Below are 19739 nucleotides of genomic sequence, written 5' to 3' on the forward strand. Positions count from 1 at the left end.
GATGCGGGATTTGCTCAGGGGGTTGATGGAAGAAGGACTAAAGGTGTGGCTGGACGGGGAGAGGCTGAAGTATTCCGCCCCAAAAACTATCGCCAACGAGGCCGTTGACTTCCTGCGTAAGCACAAGGCGGAAGTAATCGCCTACCTTCTAGATGGTAAGGCTGATGATTACGAGCCTGCCCCGGACCTTCCCGCCGGGGCTGAAAGCGCACCTGCTGTCCCGGGCCCGCAGAAAAGCTCTGCCCCGGCAGGTACTTCCACAGTAGTACGCAAGCAAGAAGAGGAGGAACCTATCGTAAATGCACGCTTTATCCCCCCTACCTGCCGCGGGTGCCGGCATATCAAACGCCTCAAGAGGTGGGATTACACCGCGGCGTATTGCGGGGCGCACAAGATCCGATTTACGATCCTCACAAAGCCCGAATCGCTGGCCAGCTGCCCCTTGTGGAACGTGGCCATGCACAAGAAGAACGGATCCATCGGGGAAAGACAACTGGCAACCAACTTTCCTGCTCGTTAAGTGCTCGAAAACTGCGCCGAACCGGGCCGTAAAAGCACCGCCCCCTGCGAGAAGGACCCCCGGAGGCGGGGTCAAGCATCTGCGGTTGTCGTTCTGATACTGTCCAAGTAATCAGCCCATTCCTGCATCATTAGCTTGCGCTGTTCCAGAAACCGTGTTCGATTGTAAGCGGTCCCCAGCCTATCGGGCACTTTATGGGCCAGTTGGTGTTCGATTACGTCAGGAGGAAAACCAAGCCTTTCATGCAGGAGTGTCCTTGCCGCCGCACGGAAACCGTGAGAGGTGATTTCCGTCCTGGTGTCTATACCCAGCGCTTTAAGGGCTGCATTTGTTGCCATATCGGATATGGGACGCCGGGGCGTTTTGTACGACGCGAACACAAAAGGGCTATCCGGTCGCGTTAACGGTTCAAGCTTTTTTAAAATAGCGACCACCTGCCGGCTTAAGGGGACGATGTGTTGTGTTCTCGTTTTGGACACCGTAAACCGCCATTCCAGGGCATCAAAATCTATGTCGTCCCACTTCATGGTTCTAACTTCTCCAGGACGCTGGAAGGTGTACGCCAGCACCTTAAGAGCGCTTCCAACAACGGGGTTAGGATAGGCCCAGATTAGCCTGAGGATTCGGGCAAGGTCTTCCGGGGTTGTCGGGGCGGGGCGGTGATTGTAACGCAATGGCGGCAGTATCCCCTTTAGCGGATAACATGGATCGAAATTCAGTTTACCGTTCGCAATTGCATAACGACAAATCTGGCTGATGGTTTGAAGAACTTTATGGGCCGTTTCATTCTTACCTTCTGCCTGTATTTTTTTAACACAGGACAGAACTTCTTCGGGCGTGATGTCCCCTATGTATTTACCGCCAAAACAGGGATAGATATGATTTTCCAGATGCCCCCTGATCTTCTGAGCATGTTTTGCGCTCCAGGATACCCTCCTGATCTGATACCATTCTTCCGCAACCGCCGTGAACGTGGATGTGTTCCGGTTTTTCTCCGTCCTGCGCGCTTCCGATGGATCAATCCCGTTTTTGACCATCTTGCGGCATTCCAGGGCCTGCTTTCTGGCTTCTTCGAGGCTGACTTCGGGGTATTTCCCCAGCGATAGCGTCTTTCTTTTACCATCGTACCGGTAATCTATACGCCACAACCTGGAACCGTTAGGCATTACAAGGCAGTAGAGCCCAAGACCGCTACCGTCGTGGATTTTATAAGGTCTGTCCTTCGGTTTTGCATTTCTCAGGTGAGTATCTTTAATAATCATGGCAACTTACCCGGTTATGACGGTAACAAACCACAGCCGGTCAGCTACCGGCCAGCTCCTACCGACTTCTACCGTCAATTCTACCGTCAGAATAGTTGTATATCAGTAAATCTCATTAGACAATATTAGACTTGAAATATGGCCTAAACCGTTGATTTTGTTTACTTTATTGGAAGATGCTGGATTTTACTAAACCAACGGGTGGTGCCTGGGGCGGGAATCGAACCCGCACGGGGACAAAGCCCCATGGGATTTTAAGTCCCATGCGTCTGCCTATTCCGCCACCCAGGCGGCATTGTTTTTTTAATACCTATCACAATGGAACGCCGAAACTCAAGCTTCAAAAAAACTTTTGCCGATGTTAAAGTTTTTACGCCTGGTGCTATTTTTTAGCGAGGTTAAAGGATTTCATGAGAAAACCTTACCGGGAATACAAACAATTTTTGACCGAGAAATTCGGATGCAGAGTTCATAAGATTTCTCTGGATGCCGGCCTGACCTGTCCCAACAGGGACGGTACAGCTGGAACAGGGGGGTGCATTTATTGCAACGCCAGAGGGTCGGGCACGGGAGCTCACGAACGGGCACTATCAATAAGAGAGCAGATAGACAACTCAATGGAATACCTCCGGAAGAGATTTAAGGCCGAAAAATTTCTGGCCTATTTCCAATCCTTTTCCAATACCTATGCTCCTTTGCCCAGGTTGAAATCTCTTTACGAAGAAGCCCTGAGCGTTAAGGACGTCGTGGGAATCACCATCGGGACACGACCTGACTGCGTAAACGAAGAAATCCTGGACTATTTGGCTTTCCTGCAAAAAAGAACCTATCTATGTCTCGAATACGGCCTTCAGTCTGCCCACGATAGGACTCTCAAAATAATAAACAGAGGCCACGATGTTGCAACCTTCGTAAAGGCTGTGGACGCAACACGGCGACTGAACATACCCGTATGTGTTCATGTTATACTCGGTCTCCCCGGTGAAACCGAAGAAGACATGCTGGAGACGGCGAAGTTTTTGGCGGGTCTGGACATTCAGGCCATCAAGATTCATGTGCTCTACGTGATCAAAGATACCGTCCTTGAACAGATGTACCTCAAGGGACAGTATAAATGCCTCGAACGCGAAGATTACGTTCGCATAGCGGCGAGATTCCTGGCATGCCTTCCGCCCCATGTGGTTATCCAGAGAGTAACCGGGGATCCCCATAGAAACGAACTGGTTGCACCTTCGTGGACCCTGGAGAAACAGAAAAACATTGCAATGCTTGTGGATTACATGGAGACGAACAATCTTAAACAGGGCTCATGGTTTAAAAAATCTTTCGCATCCATAAGTCAGGCGCTTACCGGGGTCAGCAGGAACAGTAAATCCTGAAATCCCCCCACATGAACATCAGCGTCCAAGTCGGGATTTTTAAAAGATACGAAGAGTACCCCGGCCTTTCTTGCACATTCCTGATCAACGGCGGAGTCTCCAACATAGATAACGGCATCAGCAGGCACCTTAAAGTACGACAGGATCCTTTCGAGCATTTCAGGATGTGGCTTGGGATTCTTCACGTCGGCCGCACAGATTATGTAGTCAAAAAAACAGTCTATTCCAAAATGAGCAAGTACTCCACGAGTTGAAGCCGTTCTATTCGTGGCAACCGCAAGTCCGTATCGGTAAGTCTTCAAAGCTTTCAGGCAGGCTTTCGCTCCATCGTGCAGATCCATATAAGGAAAGAAAAGCGAAAAATCGACCCGACGGGCATATTCCAGAGCCTGACCGGCTTTATCAGGATCTTTAATGAGGTAGAATATAGATTCTTTGACGGAGTGAGTGTGTACGTATTCAACCTGTTCGGGCGAAACGGGAGGGTACCCAAATCTTTCAAGTATATAGTTGTAGTACCGAATGTTCGCCTCACGGGAGTCGAACAGAACTCCATCGCAATCAAAAACGACCACTTTAACAGATGAAAAGACCCCGCCTCTCATGATTTTACAGCTCTGGAAACTTCCGAAGCGGCTCCCAGCACTTCAAGAAGCTGGCCTTTGCCCAGAGGTACTCCCCTGACAATCCCCGCAGCGTCAGCAGCACCAACGGCCGAAAGAGATTGACCGGGCAGGAAAGTCCCCGAAAGAAAATTGGCCATTTTTATTATGCGGATCAGCATGTTACCGGCTTCATCGAATTCGGATAACTCATGACCTCTAACGGCCCTGTAAACCGCATCGGGCAATTCCCACTCCCTGCAGAGAATTTCACCCGTATCAATATGGGTTACTCCGAAAACGCTCTTTTCAATTTCCACAAGAGATCTTCCCTCATTGAGAACCTTTCTGTAGAAGTAGGGCGCAACGGGATGGATATAATGATCCAGCACTATTTTCCCTATGTCATGAAGAAGGCCGGCCGTATATGCCTGATCTTCCGGGAGGTTAAAGGATCTGGCCAGAGCCTGAGCTATGTGTGCAGTGGTAACGGCGTGGTTAAAAAGACCGCCACGACACATGCTGTAGCCGCCTGTTGCACAGCGGAAAACATCTTCACAATAGGCCATTAGCACCGCCTGAAGAAGTCTTCGTTCACCCAACACGACAAGGGCTCTATCAATCGACTGAATCCCGTGGGGCAGTCGAAACATCGGAGATTGACAAAAAGCCAGAATCTTTGCTGCTATAACCTGATCTTTTCGAACTTCTTCGGAGATCTCGGCAAAACTGTAGTCTCCCCTTTTCACCATATCAAGGATTTTCAAAGCCACCTGAGGGATGGGTTTAAGCTGGCTTACGGTTCCGATGAGGTCTTCACGGGTTGGCCTGGGAAATCGCTCTATGTTAAAGCCTTCGGGCGATTCAAAAGGGTCAACCCTTACGGAGAAATTGCGCATGTCCAGCTGGATCCGACAGGCAAAAAATCCCCCCGTTTCTAAGTAAACGATGGGAATGTTATTCTCCCTGAGAAAGGACTCGACAACATCGAAGGTTTCACCCCCGATGTTCATGATAAAGTCTTCTTCAGACACGGGCCCTACAAGAGCTCCACCGGCAATGTGGGCTTCCAGGCGTGCCGGGTCCGCTCCTCGCCGCACCATTTCACTTAAAAATACCGGCAGTCCTGTGGAAGCATAAGCTTCTCGCTGAAAATCCGTTCCGGGGTCGGGCGGTTCGGGCAACAGTATATGATACAATCCCGCAATATCGTTTTTTCGGTCGATGAGCGCCAGACCGACACAGGTTCCCAGAATGGCTTCCAGTGTAAGAATCTGCCTCTTGCCTATGTAGAAGGTGCCGGAATCCACGATCCGCACAGACATGACAGGACCACCTTTTTCCTATGCGGTCGTCAGGACCCGTCGAAGTATTTCGCGGGCTTTTTCAAGGGCTTCTCCCAGTTTCTCAGGGTTAGGTCCCCCAGCCTGTGCCATGTCAGGTCGGCCACCTCCACGGCCTCCGACGACCGAAGCCAGCTCTCTTATTAAGTCCCCTGCATGAATTCGCCCGGTAAGATCCCTGGAAACGCCCACCAGCAGCAAGGCCTTATCTTCTGTCCTTCCACCGAGAACCAGAACTGCTTTATCCCTGTATCGCTCTTTAAACCGATCGTAAACTTCTCTCATGGCAGCGTGATCATCCACGTCCGCTTCCGATACAATAACCCGAACATCACCCATTGCTTCAGGCGATGCCAGCACATCTCTGGAAGCGGCAGCCGTGATCTCGTACTTCAGTCTTTCTATTTCCTTCTCCAGTTGTTTTTCCCGCTCGAGAAGCTTTTCAACCCTGTCTTTAACGTTTTCCATCGGCACACGCAGTATGTCTGCAAGTTCTCTGAGCATGCGCCGCTGGTTCTGGACCCATCTTACGGCAGCTCTGCCCGCCACGGCCTCAATACGCCTGACGCCTCCTGCTATGCCCGATTCGTTCAGAATAAAGAAGGCCCCGATATCGGAGGTTGCCCTGACATGGGTTCCTCCACAGAGCTCTTTACTTAAACCCGGAACCTCAACAACCCTGACAACATCTCCGTATTTCTCTTCGAAGAGAGCCACGGCACCTGTTCTTACGGCTTCATCGTAGGACATCTGAGTTATGCAGACGGATCGGTTTTTCCTGATCTCTTCGTTTACGAGATTTTCAACGGTTTCCAGTTCTTCGGGCGTAAGAGCCCTGAAGTGCGTAAAATCGAAGCGCAGGCGATCCGGAGCAACAAGTGATCCCGACTGTTTGACGTGTTCTCCAAGTACCTTTCTAAGAGTGGCATGCAGAAGGTGGGTGGCAGTATGATGTCGTGCCGTGTCAGCCCGCGCTTCCGCATCCACAACAAGCCTTACACTTTCCCCAACCTCTATACTTCCTTCCGTAACCTCACCGACATGCAGGATCAGATCGCCCGGGAGTTTTTTAGTATCAACGACGGTGACAGCCCCTTTCGGTCCCTCTATCAGGCCTCTGTCTCCCACCTGACCACCCGATTCACCGTAAAAAGAAGTCCTATCGGTGACTATTTCAACCCTGTCACCCCGTGACGCTGCATTCAACCGTTTATTTCCGGCGATAATGGCGAGAATTCTGCCTTCGGTCTCCAGGGTTTCGTATCCCACAAATTCGACGGTGGCGACTTCCCGGCCGATTTCCTTATAAACCCCTTCGACGGCGGCTTCGCCGCTTCCTTTCCAGTGAAGCCTCGAGCGCTCCCGCTGTTCCTTCATAAGGCTCTCATAACCTTCGAGATCCACCGAAAAGCCGATACTGCGGGCCATATCGGTCACAATATCCGTGGGGAAGCCGTAAGTATCGTAAAGCTTGAACACGAGCTCTCCCGGTATGGTCGATTGACCCGTATCCTTCAGTCTTTCTATTTCCTGATTCAGAAGCCTTAGTCCAAAATCCAGAGTTTCATTGAAGCGCTCTTCCTCGTACTTTATCACTTCGGTAATATACCTGCGGTTCTCAATCAACTCCGGGTAGGCGTCCTTCATGCTCTCCATAACAGCCAGAGCAACTTCATGGAGAAAGGGCCGATCAAGCCCCAAAAATCGACCATGTCGCAGCGCCCGTCTGATAACCCGCCTGAGGACATAACCCCGTCCTTCGTTGGACGGAAGCACTCCATCCCCGACCAGAAAGGCGGCAGCACGGCTGTGATCGGCTATTACTTTAATGGAGACATCTTTTGTTTTGTCGGCGCCGTACCGATGCCCGCTCAGCTCCTCGATCTTCTCCATTATCGGTTTAAACAGGTCTATATCGTAGTTGGACGGGACGCCCTGTACCACGGCCGCTATACGCTCAAGCCCCATACCCGTATCAATGCTGGGTCGCGGCAGGGGTACCAGTGTTCCATCGGGTTTACGATCGAATTGCATGAAGACCAGGTTCCATAACTCCAGATAACGATCGCAGTCACAGCCCGGCTTACAATCGGCAGAACCGCAGCCGAACTCCGGACCCTGGTCGATGATAATTTCCGAACAGGGGCCACAGGGTCCCGTATCTCCCATAGCCCAGAAATTGTCTTTTGTGGGAAAGGCAAGAATTCTGTCTTCCGGAAGATACCGCGCCCAGAGTTCCCGAGCTTCATCATCGGGGCCGAGATTCATCCCCGCATCGCCCTCATGGACTGTAGCGTAAAGTTTGTCCTGCGGCAGTTTCAGATAATTGACGAGAAACTCCCAGGCAAATTCTATGGCTTCTTTTTTGAAATAATCGCCAAAAGAAAAGTTTCCGAGCATTTCAAAAAAGGTGTGATGCCTTGCAGTGTAGCCCACATTTTCAAGGTCGTTGTGTTTACCACCGGCTCTCATGCACTTCTGACTGGAAGCCGCCCTCACATAAGGCCGCTTCTCCTCTCCAAGGAAACACCGTTTAAACTGAACCATGCCGGCGTTGGTGAAAAGAAGGGTAGGATCATCCCGGGGGATTAGAGAAGAACTCTTCACGATTGTATGGCCTCTATCCCTGAAAAACTGCAAAAACTCGGATCTGATTTCCCCGGCTTTCTTCATGAACTTACCTCCATCCCCCGTTAAATCTCATGCGATTTCGTCAACGGCCCCTACTTCTTCTTCAGGGCTCAAGGGTTTTCGAAAAGGCAACTGCTTTATCTCCCTAACACGAGCCTCAAGCTCGGACAGAACTTCGGGGTGTTCTTTAAGAAACTTTCTGGCATTTTCACGCCCCTGTCCGAGACGCACATCTCCATAAGAGTACCAGGCACCCGATTTGCTGACCACACCGAGTTCCGCCGCAAGATCGAGCACATCTCCCTCACGGGAAATGCCCTCCTGGAATATGATGTCAAACTCGGTTTCTCTGAAGGGCGGTGCAATTTTGTTCTTAACGACCTTAACCCTTACGCGGTTGCCTATGGTTTCCGTACCTTCCTTTATGGCGCCAACCCGCTTTATCTCTAAGCGTATAGTTGCGTAAAACTTCAGGGCATTACCGCCGGTGGTCGTCTCCGTCGGTCCAAACATGACCCCGATTCTCGACCGGATCTGGTTTATAAAGATCACGCAGGTTTTCGACTTGTTAATGGCGGCCACGAGCTTCCTCAACGCCTGGCTCATGAGCCGGGCCTGGAGTCCTACGTGAGCGTCACCCATTTCGCCGTCGATCTCAGCTTTGGGCACCAGTGCGGCCACCGAATCTATTACAATTACATCGATGGCGTTACTCCTCACCAGGATTTCGGCAATCTCAAGAGCCTGTTCACCGTAATCCGGCTGGCTTATGAGCAGATCCTCTACGTTGACCCCCAGTCGCCTGGCGTAGGTCACATCCAGAGCGTGTTCTGCGTCGATAAAAGCGGCCACACCGCTTTGTTTCTGAGCTTCGGCTATTATATGGAGAGCCAGTGTAGTTTTCCCCGAGGATTCGGGCCCGTAAATCTCGATAATTCTACCCCGGGGAACGCCTCCAATTCCCAAAGCCAGATCGAGCGATATTGCCCCGGTGGGTATAACGGGATGGGCCACCTCATGAGCCTTCTCACCAAGCCTCATGATGGCCCCCTTTCCGTACTGCTTTTCAATCTGCGACAGCGCCGCTTCAATCACCCTGCGACGCTCATCCGTTCCGTTCGTCATGACAACTTATACCTCCGGTCTTATTAGCCCAGTATTTATTTAAACTCCTCCCAATCTTATCCTGGCAATCGGTCTGTACTCGGCTCCATCGGGTTTCAGGATGCTTTGATAGAGTACCACGTCTTCCACCGTAAAAAAATCGGTTTTAAAAGCCATCCGGGACGCAATGCTTTTCGCAAGCGAAGGATTACCGGAAGGCCTGCGAACACGACCAAGAGTCACGTGAGGCCTGAACTCTCTGTCTTCTTCGGGAAAACCAAGAGGTTCCAGATAGTTATCCAGCTCTTTTTTAAAATCGCCCAGCAGTCCAACATCTCCGTCAACGCCCACCCAGATCACTCTCGCCTTTTTGATTGAAGGAAAAGCTCCACATCCCTTGAGAAATAACGAAAAACTACCGTACTTTCCAGCTACTTCGCGGATTACTTTTTCCAGATCCGGAATCTGCGTCTCTCTGACATCTCCCAGGAATTTAAGGGTTATGTGTACCCCGTAAGCATTTACCCATTTAACCCCGTCGGGCACATCCCTTACCAGCGACTTCATCAATTCGCTCAGGTGCTCCTTAACCCTATCGGGAAGGTCTATTGCCACAAAGGCTCGAATCACTCTTTCAGTTCCTGCCATAGGAGCCTCAAAGCTTCGTGTGCCGTTCTCCTTTGAATAAGTTCTCGATCTCCGTGGAATAAAAACCTTTCGGCCTTAATTTTTCCCCTCGTGCCGTATCCTATGTAAACGGTTCCTACGGGCTTTGTGGAACTTCCACCTCCGGGCCCTGCAATTCCGGTAATACCAACGGCAATGTCCGCCCTAGAGCGCTTCAACGCCCCTTTAACCATCTCCACAGCCGTCCGCTCGCTTACCGCACCGTAAAGCTTTAGAGTTTCTGCAGGCACACCGAGCAGTTCCTCTTTGGCTTCGTTACTGTACACGACGAAACCACGATCAAAGTAGTCAGAAGCACCGGGAACGGACACAATCCTTTCGGCCAACAAACCTCCGGTACACGACTCTGCTACGGCCAGCTTCATTCCCTTCTTTCTCAGCAGTTCACCGACGACCTTTTCCAGGGAATCATCATCCGTTCCACTCACGAAGCCTGCTCCAATCCTGTCGATGACATAGCCGACGACCCTTTTAATTTCGTTTTCTGCTTTTGCAAAGTCCTCGGCCTGTAGCGTTATGGTTACCCAGGTTTCGCCTTCCGGTCTGGGAAGGTATCCTATCCTGACAGATTCAAAGCCGGGATCTGTTTTTTCGGCATCCGCGAGCCTTTCCGCAATTTCCCACTCGTACATCCCCTGAACTCTGATAACCCTCCGGACCACACAGCGTCTTGCCGTAAAGATCTTTTCCAGCTCAGGCAGCACCTCTTTCCCGATCAAATACTCGACCTCATGGGGAACACCCGGAAGGCAATAAAGTGGCTTCCCTCTGACCTCAATGGCAAATCCTGCCATCGGTCTGTCAAGTGCCAGCTTGACCGCACCCTCGGGGAGATGGGTCATCTTCTCGAAAGCATCCTTCCACGGAATCCCGAACTGCCTGAGATGTCTCTGAAAGTGTTTTTTGTACTCTTCGTCGGGGATACGCTTCAGACCGAAGGCCCTGCAGAGAGCTTCGCAGGTCACATCGTCGGTCGTGGGTCCCAAGCCGCCTGTTGTGACGACAAAATCCGTCTTCCGAATAAGCTCGGCAAGAGCTTCTGCCAGAAGATCAGGATCATCGCCCAGAATGCGAACCTCCTGAATTGTAAAACCCTTTTTCAGTAAAAGGCGTCCAACGGTTTTAACGTGGGCATCCTGAACGTGACCGTAAAGAACTTCATCGCCAATGACTACCAGAGAACCCTTAACCGGCTTCATAGGTCTTCTTCCAGTACTCCCTGCACCTGTGACATTGCATATTCGTATATTTCTCTCACGCTAACTCCCGCCCTGGATGCCAGATCCACACAATCGGCGTATTCAGGATAGGCCTTTTTTAAGCCGGGCATCACCTCAAACACCTTGATCCTCAGTGATCCGTAAGGCGTCTCCAGCACGGAGGAGTCTCGCTTCAGCGAAAATCTCCTAACACTCTGCCATCTCATACCCGACGAGGTGGTTTCCCTGAATATGACGGACTGAATGCGCTCCAGAAGCGCTTCACTGCAGAGTACGGAAAGCACCCAGCCGGGTCGGTTTTTCTTCATATAGGAAGGTACTATCCACACATCCTGGGCGCCTTCGGTGAAGAGCTGTTCGTAAAGATGGGAGAAAAACTCCGGATTCATGTCGTCGATGTTGGTCTCCCCCACAACCAGAGTCTCGCAGAGTCGTTCGGCCGTCTCAATACCAACGAGGAGTCTCAGAAGATTCGGGGGGTGATCGTCTTCATGAGTTCCAACTCCGTAGCCAATTCGATCTATTCTCATCGGAGGTATCTCGCCAAAACCGCGGCACAGAACCGCCAAAAGGCTCGCCCCTGTGGGTGTCACGAGCTCTCTCTCCTTGACCGTTCCATATACAGGCACACCCTTTAGAACCTCAAGCGTTGCAGGAGCAGGGCCGGGTAACAACCCATGATGAGAGCTTATGAACCCCCGTCCCATAGGAAGCGGAGAGGCGTAAAGGGAGGTTATACCCAGAAGATCCATTCCCAAAACGGTTCCGATAACATCCACCACGGTATCGACGGAGCCGAGCTCATGAAAATGCACATCCTCTATGTTCAGGTTATGGATTTTCGCTTCAGCAGCGGCCAGCTTTTCAAAAACGGCCAGGACGACCCTTTTATGCTTTTCTTCCAGCAGGCTTTTTTCGACAAATTCACGAATGTGGCCGTAGGACCTGAAGGCCCTGCTTCGGGCTTCAACAATCACCCTGGTACCCCAGAGATACCCTCGTTTCTCACGGGTAACGCGCCAGTCGAAAACCTCCGGGCCCGTGACCTCTTCAACCCGTGCAAAAAGTTCAGAGGCCTCAACCCCCGCATCCACTACGGCACCCAGCAGCATATCTCCGCTCACGCCGGAAAAACAATCAAGATAACCCGTGCGCCCGTTGAAGTCAGACCGCTTTTCCACCGCAATACCCCGTAAATCACTGATTGACCCAGACGCTCAGGTTCATGGCCGACGAAATGAGCTTTTCGGTAATGCTACTCTTTAGAAACCCCCAGGTTCCGCCCGGCTTGGAATGACCCAGCACGACGATGCCGGCCTTTACCACCCTGCAGTAATCCAGCAGAGAATCGGCCACGTTTTTACCGGGATGAACGACGAGTCGGATCCTGTCAGGAGTAAACCCCGCATTTATCAAGATCCTCACGGATTCGTCCATAAAGGTCCTGGCTTCCCTGTTCTGGGAAGAGGACTCCCATCTGAGATAGTCGGCACTCTTCGTTTCAACCCCCGACGATATTACCCCCGACACCCGGCTGCTAACGTGAACGAGATCCACCAGCGTTTTGGTTTCGGCAAGCATAAAACCTGCATGATCTACGGCACGAAGTGAAGTATTCTCCGGCCCCACGGCAAGGACAGCCCTTTCCGTGGAGGGTCTTCCTTCAACGAACCATATAGGGCTAACCAGGCAGTGATGCAGAAAGTCCGGAGTGGGATTACCCTTGAGAAAGCCCTCGAGCTTGCTGGTTATTTTCTTGGGTACTACCACCGCATCCACCTTTTTCATATCCGCCAATCTGCACGCATGATGGGCAACGCTTAGCTCTCGCTCCTGCACATGCTCCTGGACAAGCTCTTCAGAAAACCCCAGTTCCACAAGCCTCCGTCTGGCCCTGTCGAGAATTGCCTTGGTCTTTTCTCGCCTTTCGGCCAGAAGATTCTTTTTCTTCTCCCGCATCGCGGGACTTGATGGCGTGCCCTTGTAGACCGGAGCCAGGGGAGGCTCAATGTAGTGAAGAATCAGGGTTAACCTATCCTTTTCCGGATAAAGGGCATGAACGAACTCAACACACCCCGTATAGGCTTCATCTTCATCCAGGGGTACGAGGATTGTCTTGGGCAGATAATCAACCATTTTTCTCCTTCCTGCTAAATTGTAATCACACCTGTTGGCTCATACTGATCCGCAATAAATAAACGGACCTCCTTCCACCTCCCATCTTCCCTCAGCCCGTTGATATGACTTCGAACCCGTTCAGGTGAGTTATTGATTTCACTGAGATGAGCAAAACATACGGCGTGAAGATCGCAATGATAGACTTCCCGACAGAGGGCGATACTCTCTTCGTTGGAAAGATGTCCCAGACGGCTTCGTATGCGCTGTTTTAATTCCCACGGATAAGGCCCGTTCATCAGCAGATCCACTTCGTGATTTGCCTCAACGACAATCAGATTACAGTACCTGAGATGTACCTTTACCAGCTCGGTAACCATCCCGAGATCGGTGCAAAGGGCGATCTTTTTTCCATCACCTGACAGAACAAAGCCCACCGGTTCCTCGGCATCATGAGACAGTGAAAAAGGCTGTACGGAAATATCCCCAACGGTGAACTTTCTTCCCCGTCTGAAGATGCGATAGTTTTTTATTTCTCCAACGCTTTTGGGAAGGGACGTCAAGGTCCCTTCGGAAAGATACACCGGCATATTGTACCTTCGGCTCAACACACCAATGCCTCTTACATGGTCTATGTGTTCGTGGGAAACCAGAATTGCATCAACATCCCCCGGATCAACGGGCGAGAATTTCATTTTTTCCGTTATAGCTTTTCCCGAAAGTCCTGCATCTACCATGATGCACGTGTTATCCGTCCATACCAGAAGGGCATTACCCTTGGACCCACTGGCAAGTATCTGTATCCTTAAGTCGGCCATTGCAAACTCGCAATTGTTTCAGACCTTCATAACCAAATCCACCTGTTGTTTATCAGAGGGGCCCACGACAAGGATTGACACCCTATCGGGAAAGACCCGGGCAAACCATTTACCCAGGTTTTCAGAGGAAACGCCGTAGATCTTTTTTTCAATCTCGTCGGGAGCGACCTCATGTCCGTAAAGAAACTCGTTACGGGCGATTCTGTTCATCAGAGCGTCGGTACTGTCGAGGTTGAGATACATGCCGCCCACGGCGCAGTCCTTTGCGCCGGAAATCTCGGTCTCACTTACCCCACCGGCTATCAGTTCTTCCATTTCGTTCCAGATCACCTTGAAGCACTCTGCCAGCTTTTCGGGAGCCACGGCCGCATAGACCCCAAACACCCCGGTATCCTCACAGCAATGGAGAAATGAGTAGATATTATAAGCCAGCCCTCTTTTTTCCCTTACCTCCTGGAAAAGCCGGCTGCTCATGCTGTTACCCAGCACGATATTAAGAATATACACGGCGAAACGCTCTTCATCATGGAGGGATACACCCGGCATGAGAAGGCATATATGGGTTTGCTCGAGATCTTTTCTGATGTAATCGCGGAAAACGACCGGTTCAGGAGAAGTCCTCGGAGGACGGCCTCGTCCGTTCGCTCTAAGGCGTCCCAGTCCATCGTTTACCATCTCGACCAGTTCATCATGCCTTACGCTTCCTGCGGCGGATACCACAACCTGTTCGGGATGAATAATCTGATCTTTGAATTTAAGTATGTCCTCTCGCCTGAAACGCTGTACGGTTTCTCTGTAGCCGCAAATGGGATGACCCAACGGGTGGCCTTTCCAGAACTTCTCGCAGGCCACGGTGTGAACGTAGTCTTCCGGTGTATCCTCCACCATGCTGATTTCCTGAAGAATGACGAACCGCTCTTTTTCGAGCTCCCTTTCGTCCATCCTGGCATGAAGCAGAATATCGCAGAATATGTCCATCAACCTGGGGAGATTTTTATCCAGAACTTTGCCGTAAAAACAAAGGTTTTCCTTGGTAGTGAAGGCATTGGACATACCGCCCAGGATATCAAGCTCCACGGCAATATCCCTGGTCGTTCTTCTTTCCGTCCCCTTAAAAAACATATGCTCCAGAAAGTGAGTAATCCCTTCCATGGAAGGAAGTTCATCTCTGGAACCACTGTCAATCCATATTCCAACAGATACAACGTGGGTATTGGGACAGTGCTGAGAAAGAACCCTTATGCCGTTTTCCAACCGTGTCTTCTGAACCATAAAGCTCTCTTTTTGCGAAATGGAATTAAGGCAGCCCTGAGGCTGCCTCTTCAAAAAGCGCTCTTCCTACTTGCGGGCCGGTTGCGTTTTCTCGAGAACTGCTTTGCGGCTTAGTTTGACTCTACCGTCCTTGTCGATTTCTATTACCTTGACGAGGACCTCATCCCCTTCCTTCACGACGTCACTGACCTTTTTTACCCGCTTGTTGTCCAGTTGAGAAATGTGAATAAGCCCTTCGAGATTTGGTCTTATTTCAGCAAAGGCACCGAAGTCCGTTACCCTGGTGATTCTTGCCAGATAGATCTGCCCCAACTCCGGTTCCATCGTTACTTCCTTGATCTTCTCGGCTGCCTTTTCACAGGCTTCTTCGGTGGAGCCCATGATAATGACCCTGCCGTTTTCTTCAATGTCTATCTTGGTGTTCGTCTCGGCGATAATCTGTTTAATTACCTTACCACCAGGGCCGATAACGTCCCTGATTTTTTCAGGCGGAATGCAGATCACCTTAATCCTCGGCGCATAGGGAGAAAGAGCAGGCCTTGGAGAAGAAAGCACCGACCTCATCTTTTCAAGGATGATAAGCCTTGCGTCCCGTGCCTGCTGAAGAGCCTTTCTCATGATCTCCCGGCTTATCCCCGTAATCTTTATGTCCATCTGGAGAGCCGTTACACCCTTTTCGTTACCGGTCACTTTGAAGTCCATGTCTCCCAGATGATCCTCGTCACCGATGATGTCGGTCAAAACTATGACCTCGTCGCCCTCCTTCACAAGCCCCATAGCGATGCCGGCCACCATGTCTTTAACCGGAACGCCTGCATCCATCAGCGACAGGGTGGCGCCGCAAACCGTAGCCATGGAGCTTGAGCCGTTGGACTCCAGAACCTCGGACACCACACGAATTGTATAGGGAAAGGTTTCGCAGTCGGGCAAAATGGGCTTTACGGCTCTCTCGGCAAGAGCCCCATGTCCTATCTCTCTTCGGCTCGGACCTCTCAGAGGCTTAACCTCACCGACGCAGTAGGGTGGAAAATTATAATGAAGCATGAAAGACTTGAAGGTCTCGCCCGTAAGAGCCTCGATCTTCTGTTCATCTGCAGAAGAACCCAAGGTTGTCACAGCAAGAACCTGGGTTTCACCCCGTCTGAACAAAGCAGACCCATGGGTTCTTGGAAGGAATCCAACGGATATGTCGATCGGCCGGATTTCATCAAAGCGGCGTCCGTCAATACGTCGCCTTTCTGTAAGCATCATCTTTCGGACGACTTCGCGCTCGAGATCACCGAAAACCTCAGCTATCTCCGCTTCCTGTCCCGGGAATTGCTCCGAAAGCTCGGCAACAAGCTCTTCAAGAATCTCCTTTTTGCGGTTCTTTCTGGCGACCTTATCTGCAATCGTGACAGCTTCCCTGAGCCTGTCCCGGGCTCTTTCACGAACTGCATTAACAAGGGCCTCATCTATGGGCGGAGCTTCCCACACCTCCTTATCCCTGCCAACAAGACGGCGCAGTTCCTCCTGAGCCTCTATAATCGGACGGATTTCACGATGGGCTACCTCCAGAGCTTCCAGAAGATCTTCTTCGGGCACGAAAAGAGCGCCTCCTTCAACCATGACGATGGCGTCTCGGGTCCCAGCAACAACGACGTTCATATCGCTCTGTTCCAGCTGAGCAGCACTGGGATTGATGATAAACTCACCCCCAACCCTCCCCACACGCACAGCCGCAACGGGACCCTGAAAGGGAACAGGCGAAATGTGGAGAGCCGCAGATGCACCGGTTATGGCAAGCACATCGGGTTCGTTCTCCTGATCCACCGAAAGAACCGTGGCAATCACCTGGATTTCATGGTTATACTTCTTCGGAAAAAGCGGGCGTATAGGACGGTCTATCAGCCGGGATGTCAGAGTCTCTTTCTCGCTGGGGCGCCCAATCTCTCTTCGGAAAAAGCCTCCCGGGATGCGCCCCGCAGCATAACTCATTTCCTGATAGTCAACCAGCAAAGGAACGAAATCAATCCCCTCGCGCACCCGATCTTCTCTAACTGCCGAAACCAGCACCACCGTATCGCCGTAACGAACGATTACAGCTCCACTGGCCTGCCGGGCCAGATGCCCGGCCTCAATTATTAACTCCCTACCTCCAACAGTCACACTAACGGACTTTTTCATACTTGTTTTACTCCCCTCGCATGGAGTCTTCTCTGCCGGGGGCTTTTAACCCCTCAGGCCCAATCGCTCCACAATACTGAGATATCTGTTTATATCTTTTCGCTTAAGGTAATTCAAAAGTCGTCTTCTCTGCCCAACCAGCTTGAGCAACCCTCTACGAGAATGATGGTCCTTTTTGTGGACCTTAAAGTGTTCGGTAAGATAGTTTATCCTCTCGCTTAACAGAGCAATCTGAACCTCGGGTGAACCCGTATCATTTGGATGTATTTTAAAATTCTCGATGATCTCTTTTTTACGTTCTGGAGTCAGAGCCACTTTTTTCACCCTCCTTTGACGAAGTTTGTTCTAAAATAACACCTTTAAAGAATCTCTTTTTCTACGGCTTCCCGCCGGCCACCACAAAGCCAGAAGCTTATCCCGACCCGGAGTTACTATGCGAACAGGCGTATCTTTTTCAAGCATATTTCGCCATCTTGATGCCCATAGTGCATCGAGCTGACCGTTGCGGAGTTTCTCAATCAGATGATCTTCTTCCATAACTGCTTCGGGCAAATGTTCGAGTGCGTCAACCATGGGAATAACGAGGCGATCTACACTTCCGGACCGGACGGCCTCGTGGATCTCCTCCATCGTCCATGAATCTTCAATTCCAAAAGGACCGCTCCTCAATCTGGCCAACTGCTCAATGTGCCCGCAACAACCCAGCGCTCCGGCTATATCTGCACCCAACTGCCTTACATACATCCCCTTGGAACAATGGACTTCCAGTTCGACCCTTGGCCACTCATACCGACGGAGTTCCAGTCGATAAATCCTGACCTTCTTATAAGGCCTTTCAACCTGAAGGCCTTTTCTGGCAAGTTTGTAAAGCCTTTTACCGTTGATCTTCGCAGCCGAGTAGGCCGGTATCTGTTGCTCCCTTTCGCCCTTGAATTTCTCGAGTGCTTCTACAATGCGTTCATAAGACGGCGGAGGCCCGTCATAACGGCGGACGACATTTCCCGTGCAATCAAGAGTATCCGTCTCGGCATCCAGCCTTAAGACAAATCTGTAAACCTTGTCACTTTCAAGAAACTGGTCGGCAAGTCTGGTAGCACGATTCAACAAGACAACCAGAACGCCTTCCGCAAAGGGATCAAGAGTCCCTCCGTGCCCGACCTTTCGTGCCTTAATCAGCCGCTTAATCCTTTCCACAACCGAAAAAGAAGTCATATTTACCGGTTTATTTACAACTATTATTCCGTCCAGTTCCCGATTGCCCATCTACTTAAGTCCCCCCACCCTCCTTATGACCGGGATTGTCGAAACCGAAAAAACCACAGAGCTCTTTTATTACTTTTCTTTCCACATCCTCTATGGCCCCGCGCATTTCGAAGGCCGCGGCGTTTACGTGGCCGCCTCCCCCAAAACACCGGGAAAAGGCCGCAACATCGTAGGAGTTCTTGGATCTGAGACTAACCCTTACGACCCCGCCCTCCTCATCTTCCTTGATCAGGACCGCAACTTTAACCGGCTTAACCTGCCGCAACATGTTAACGAAACCTTCGCTGTCATCAGAGTCCGCGCCGACTTCCCGGATCATCTTTTGGGTCAACCGTGCAACCGCAACGGCTTTGCCACCGTGATAGGAAAGGGTGTTAAGGACACGCCCGAGTAATAAAAGCCTTGCGGGAGATGCCGACTCATAAACCTGAGTTGAAACGTAATAGGGATCGGCTCCGGCTGCAGCCAAGTCGGCCGCAATTCTTAAAACTCTTTCGTTCGTATTGGAGTACTGAAAGGAGCCGGTATCGGTCGAGATCCCCGTGTACAAGCAGGTGGCAATATCCGGCGTTAGAGAAACTCCACAATCGGAGAAGATATGATAGAGCATCTCACAGGTGCTGCTGGCCCGACTGTCTATCCAGAAGACATGTCCGAAAGGGTTTTCCTGTAAATGATGATCTATGCTTATTATGAGAGAATCGGGAAACCTGGCCGGCAGGAACTCATCACCGGCTCTATCTTCTGCCCCACAATCCAGATAAACCACCACATCGTAAGCGGCATTGTCGGGCAGGATGGTAACAACCCTGTCTGCTCCGGGCAGGAAGGATAAATAGCCCGGGACTCCATCCTTGCATAAGGGCCGAACACTTTTCCCCATACCCTCAAGAGCAAGAGCAAGAGCAAGAAGCGATCCTATGGCGTCCCCGTCGGGCCTTACGTGTGTAAGCAGGAGATACCTTTCACGGGCAAAGAGTTCTGCCTCAACCCGGGATCGACTACCCATTTCCATGGATTTTCCTCAGAAGCAGGTCGATTTTTTCACCGTAATCAAAGGAATCATCGTAAACAAAGCTGAGATCGGGCAGGTACCTCAGATATACCCTTTCGGCAAGTTCACGCCTTATGAACGTTCTTGCCTTTGCAAAGGCGGCATCTATATCAGACCGCTCATGTCTACCCAGGGTATCGCAGTAAAATACGGTTGCCCTTTTAAGGTCGCGGCTCATACGGACTGCCGTTATGGTAATCCCCACCAGTCTCGGATCCCTGACCTTGCGCTGTATGATATAGGCCACCTCTTTCTGTATGAGGTCTGCCACTCTTTCAGTACGCTGACCGCCCATTTATAAAA

18 protein-coding genes and 1 tRNA gene are annotated in these 19739 nt (G+C 51.0%); 2 read left to right on the top strand and 17 right to left on the bottom strand.

All coding sequences use genetic code 11. The annotated features are described in order from the left end of the window. Window position 1 precedes the first annotated feature (1 nt). Window positions 2–520, top strand: coding sequence for a TubC N-terminal docking domain-related protein (locus BM091_RS11710; protein WP_093395991.1), 519 nt, complete (start codon window positions 2–4; stop codon window positions 518–520). A gap of 71 nt (window positions 521–591) precedes the next feature. Here BM091_RS11710 and BM091_RS11715 read toward each other — a convergent pair whose 3' ends face one another. Beyond that, window positions 592–1782, bottom strand: a complete 1191-nt coding sequence (locus BM091_RS11715) for a tyrosine-type recombinase/integrase (RefSeq protein WP_093395993.1) — start codon at window positions 1780–1782, stop codon at window positions 592–594. Between the two features lie 202 nt (window positions 1783–1984). Then, window positions 1985–2073: transfer RNA gene (locus BM091_RS11720), tRNA-Leu, on the bottom strand. 119 nt (window positions 2074–2192) lie between these two features. Here BM091_RS11720 and mnmL point away from each other — a divergent pair. After that, window positions 2193–3161, top strand: a complete 969-nt coding sequence (mnmL, locus tag BM091_RS11725) for a tRNA modification radical SAM protein MnmL/YtqA (protein ID WP_093395994.1) — start codon at window positions 2193–2195, stop codon at window positions 3159–3161. On the opposite strand, the gene BM091_RS11730 is transcribed toward mnmL, so the two are convergent. From BM091_RS11730 to rbfA, 15 genes are all read right to left on the bottom strand, one after another. Next, the gene (locus BM091_RS11730) at window positions 3122–3766 is read right to left on the bottom strand and encodes an HAD family hydrolase (RefSeq protein ID WP_093395996.1); all 645 of its coding nucleotides are present in this window, start codon (window positions 3764–3766) and stop codon (window positions 3122–3124) included. The two genes, mnmL and BM091_RS11730, sit on opposite strands and share 40 nt — an antisense overlap. Continuing rightward, a complete protein-coding gene (locus BM091_RS11735; protein WP_093395997.1) occupies window positions 3763–5088 on the bottom strand; it encodes an HDOD domain-containing protein in 1326 nt (441 codons plus the stop codon). The genes BM091_RS11730 and BM091_RS11735 overlap by 4 nt, the downstream gene beginning before the upstream one ends. 18 nt (window positions 5089–5106) lie before the next feature. Then, the gene (gene alaS / locus BM091_RS11740; RefSeq protein WP_093395998.1) at window positions 5107–7779 is read right to left on the bottom strand and encodes an alanine--tRNA ligase; all 2673 of its coding nucleotides are present in this window, start codon (window positions 7777–7779) and stop codon (window positions 5107–5109) included. Between the two features lie 27 nt (window positions 7780–7806). Continuing rightward, window positions 7807–8862, bottom strand: coding sequence for a recombinase RecA (gene recA / locus BM091_RS11745; RefSeq protein ID WP_093396000.1), 1056 nt, complete (start codon window positions 8860–8862; stop codon window positions 7807–7809). Window positions 8863–8901: 39 nt separating this feature from the next. Then, window positions 8902–9489 (bottom strand): RNA 2',3'-cyclic phosphodiesterase, encoded by a 588-nt coding sequence (gene thpR, locus BM091_RS11750; protein WP_093396001.1) that lies wholly within the window; start codon window positions 9487–9489, stop codon window positions 8902–8904. Further along, entirely contained in the window at window positions 9468–10727 is a 1260-nt protein-coding gene (locus BM091_RS11755) for a nicotinamide-nucleotide amidohydrolase family protein (RefSeq protein WP_093396003.1), read from the bottom strand. Before BM091_RS11755 ends, thpR begins: the two co-directional genes overlap by 22 nt. Continuing rightward, window positions 10724–11929, bottom strand: a complete 1206-nt coding sequence (gene larC / locus BM091_RS11760; protein ID WP_093396004.1) for a nickel pincer cofactor biosynthesis protein LarC — start codon at window positions 11927–11929, stop codon at window positions 10724–10726. The genes BM091_RS11755 and larC overlap by 4 nt, the downstream gene beginning before the upstream one ends. Window positions 11930–11945: 16 nt before the next feature. Next, a complete protein-coding gene (locus BM091_RS11765; RefSeq protein ID WP_093396006.1) occupies window positions 11946–12884 on the bottom strand; it encodes a universal stress protein in 939 nt (312 codons plus the stop codon). 14 nt (window positions 12885–12898) lie between these two features. Further along, complete coding sequence (locus tag BM091_RS11770; protein ID WP_093396007.1) at window positions 12899–13681, bottom strand: MBL fold metallo-hydrolase; 783 nt, start codon at window positions 13679–13681, stop codon at window positions 12899–12901. Window positions 13682–13699: 18 nt separating this feature from the next. Then, window positions 13700–14953 (bottom strand): M16 family metallopeptidase, encoded by a 1254-nt coding sequence (locus BM091_RS11775; RefSeq protein WP_143083145.1) that lies wholly within the window; start codon window positions 14951–14953, stop codon window positions 13700–13702. 66 nt (window positions 14954–15019) lie between these two features. Then, window positions 15020–17119 carry a polyribonucleotide nucleotidyltransferase gene (pnp, locus tag BM091_RS11780; protein ID WP_093396010.1) on the bottom strand — a complete coding sequence of 700 codons (2100 nt, stop codon included), beginning with the start codon at window positions 17117–17119 and terminating at the stop codon, window positions 15020–15022. 45 nt (window positions 17120–17164) lie between these two features. After that, window positions 17165–17434 carry a 30S ribosomal protein S15 gene (gene rpsO, locus BM091_RS11785; RefSeq protein ID WP_093396012.1) on the bottom strand — a complete coding sequence of 90 codons (270 nt, stop codon included), beginning with the start codon at window positions 17432–17434 and terminating at the stop codon, window positions 17165–17167. A 30-nt stretch (window positions 17435–17464) separates the two neighbouring features. Next, window positions 17465–18382: a tRNA pseudouridine(55) synthase TruB gene (truB, locus tag BM091_RS11790; RefSeq protein WP_093396013.1), complete on the bottom strand. Its 918-nt coding sequence runs from the start codon at window positions 18380–18382 to the stop codon at window positions 17465–17467. A gap of 4 nt (window positions 18383–18386) precedes the next feature. Then, entirely contained in the window at window positions 18387–19397 is a 1011-nt protein-coding gene (locus BM091_RS11795; RefSeq protein ID WP_093396015.1) for a DHH family phosphoesterase, read from the bottom strand. Continuing rightward, window positions 19384–19731, bottom strand: coding sequence for a 30S ribosome-binding factor RbfA (gene rbfA / locus BM091_RS11800; RefSeq protein WP_093396016.1), 348 nt, complete (start codon window positions 19729–19731; stop codon window positions 19384–19386). Before rbfA ends, BM091_RS11795 begins: the two co-directional genes overlap by 14 nt. Window positions 19732–19739 lie beyond the last annotated feature (8 nt).

It is taken from the genome of Thermodesulforhabdus norvegica (assembly GCF_900114975.1).
Lineage (GTDB): Bacteria > Desulfobacterota > Syntrophobacteria > Syntrophobacterales > Thermodesulforhabdaceae > Thermodesulforhabdus > Thermodesulforhabdus norvegica.

Excerpts from the sequence above, each read along its gene's own strand:
- BM091_RS11710 (WP_093395991.1), top strand. The coding sequence starts at position 2 with ATGCGGGATTTGCTCAGGGGGTTGATGGAAGAAGGACTAAAGGTGTGG.
- BM091_RS11715 (WP_093395993.1), bottom strand. The coding sequence starts at position 1,782 with ATGATTATTAAAGATACTCACCTGAGAAATGCAAAACCGAAGGACAGA.
- mnmL (WP_093395994.1), top strand. The coding sequence starts at position 2,193 with ATGAGAAAACCTTACCGGGAATACAAACAATTTTTGACCGAGAAATTC.
- BM091_RS11730 (WP_093395996.1), bottom strand. The coding sequence starts at position 3,766 with ATGAGAGGCGGGGTCTTTTCATCTGTTAAAGTGGTCGTTTTTGATTGC.
- BM091_RS11735 (WP_093395997.1), bottom strand. The coding sequence starts at position 5,088 with ATGTCTGTGCGGATCGTGGATTCCGGCACCTTCTACATAGGCAAGAGG.
- alaS (WP_093395998.1), bottom strand. The coding sequence starts at position 7,779 with ATGAAGAAAGCCGGGGAAATCAGATCCGAGTTTTTGCAGTTTTTCAGG.
- recA (WP_093396000.1), bottom strand. The coding sequence starts at position 8,862 with ATGACGAACGGAACGGATGAGCGTCGCAGGGTGATTGAAGCGGCGCTG.
- thpR (WP_093396001.1), bottom strand. The coding sequence starts at position 9,489 with ATGGCAGGAACTGAAAGAGTGATTCGAGCCTTTGTGGCAATAGACCTT.
- BM091_RS11755 (WP_093396003.1), bottom strand. The coding sequence starts at position 10,727 with ATGAAGCCGGTTAAGGGTTCTCTGGTAGTCATTGGCGATGAAGTTCTT.
- BM091_RS11765 (WP_093396006.1), bottom strand. The coding sequence starts at position 12,884 with ATGGTTGATTATCTGCCCAAGACAATCCTCGTACCCCTGGATGAAGAT.
- BM091_RS11770 (WP_093396007.1), bottom strand. The coding sequence starts at position 13,681 with ATGGCCGACTTAAGGATACAGATACTTGCCAGTGGGTCCAAGGGTAAT.
- BM091_RS11775 (WP_143083145.1), bottom strand. The coding sequence starts at position 14,953 with ATGGTTCAGAAGACACGGTTGGAAAACGGCATAAGGGTTCTTTCTCAG.
- pnp (WP_093396010.1), bottom strand. The coding sequence starts at position 17,119 with ATGAAAAAGTCCGTTAGTGTGACTGTTGGAGGTAGGGAGTTAATAATT.
- truB (WP_093396013.1), bottom strand. The coding sequence starts at position 18,382 with ATGGGCAATCGGGAACTGGACGGAATAATAGTTGTAAATAAACCGGTA.
- BM091_RS11795 (WP_093396015.1), bottom strand. The coding sequence starts at position 19,397 with ATGGAAATGGGTAGTCGATCCCGGGTTGAGGCAGAACTCTTTGCCCGT.
- rbfA (WP_093396016.1), bottom strand. The coding sequence starts at position 19,731 with ATGGGCGGTCAGCGTACTGAAAGAGTGGCAGACCTCATACAGAAAGAG.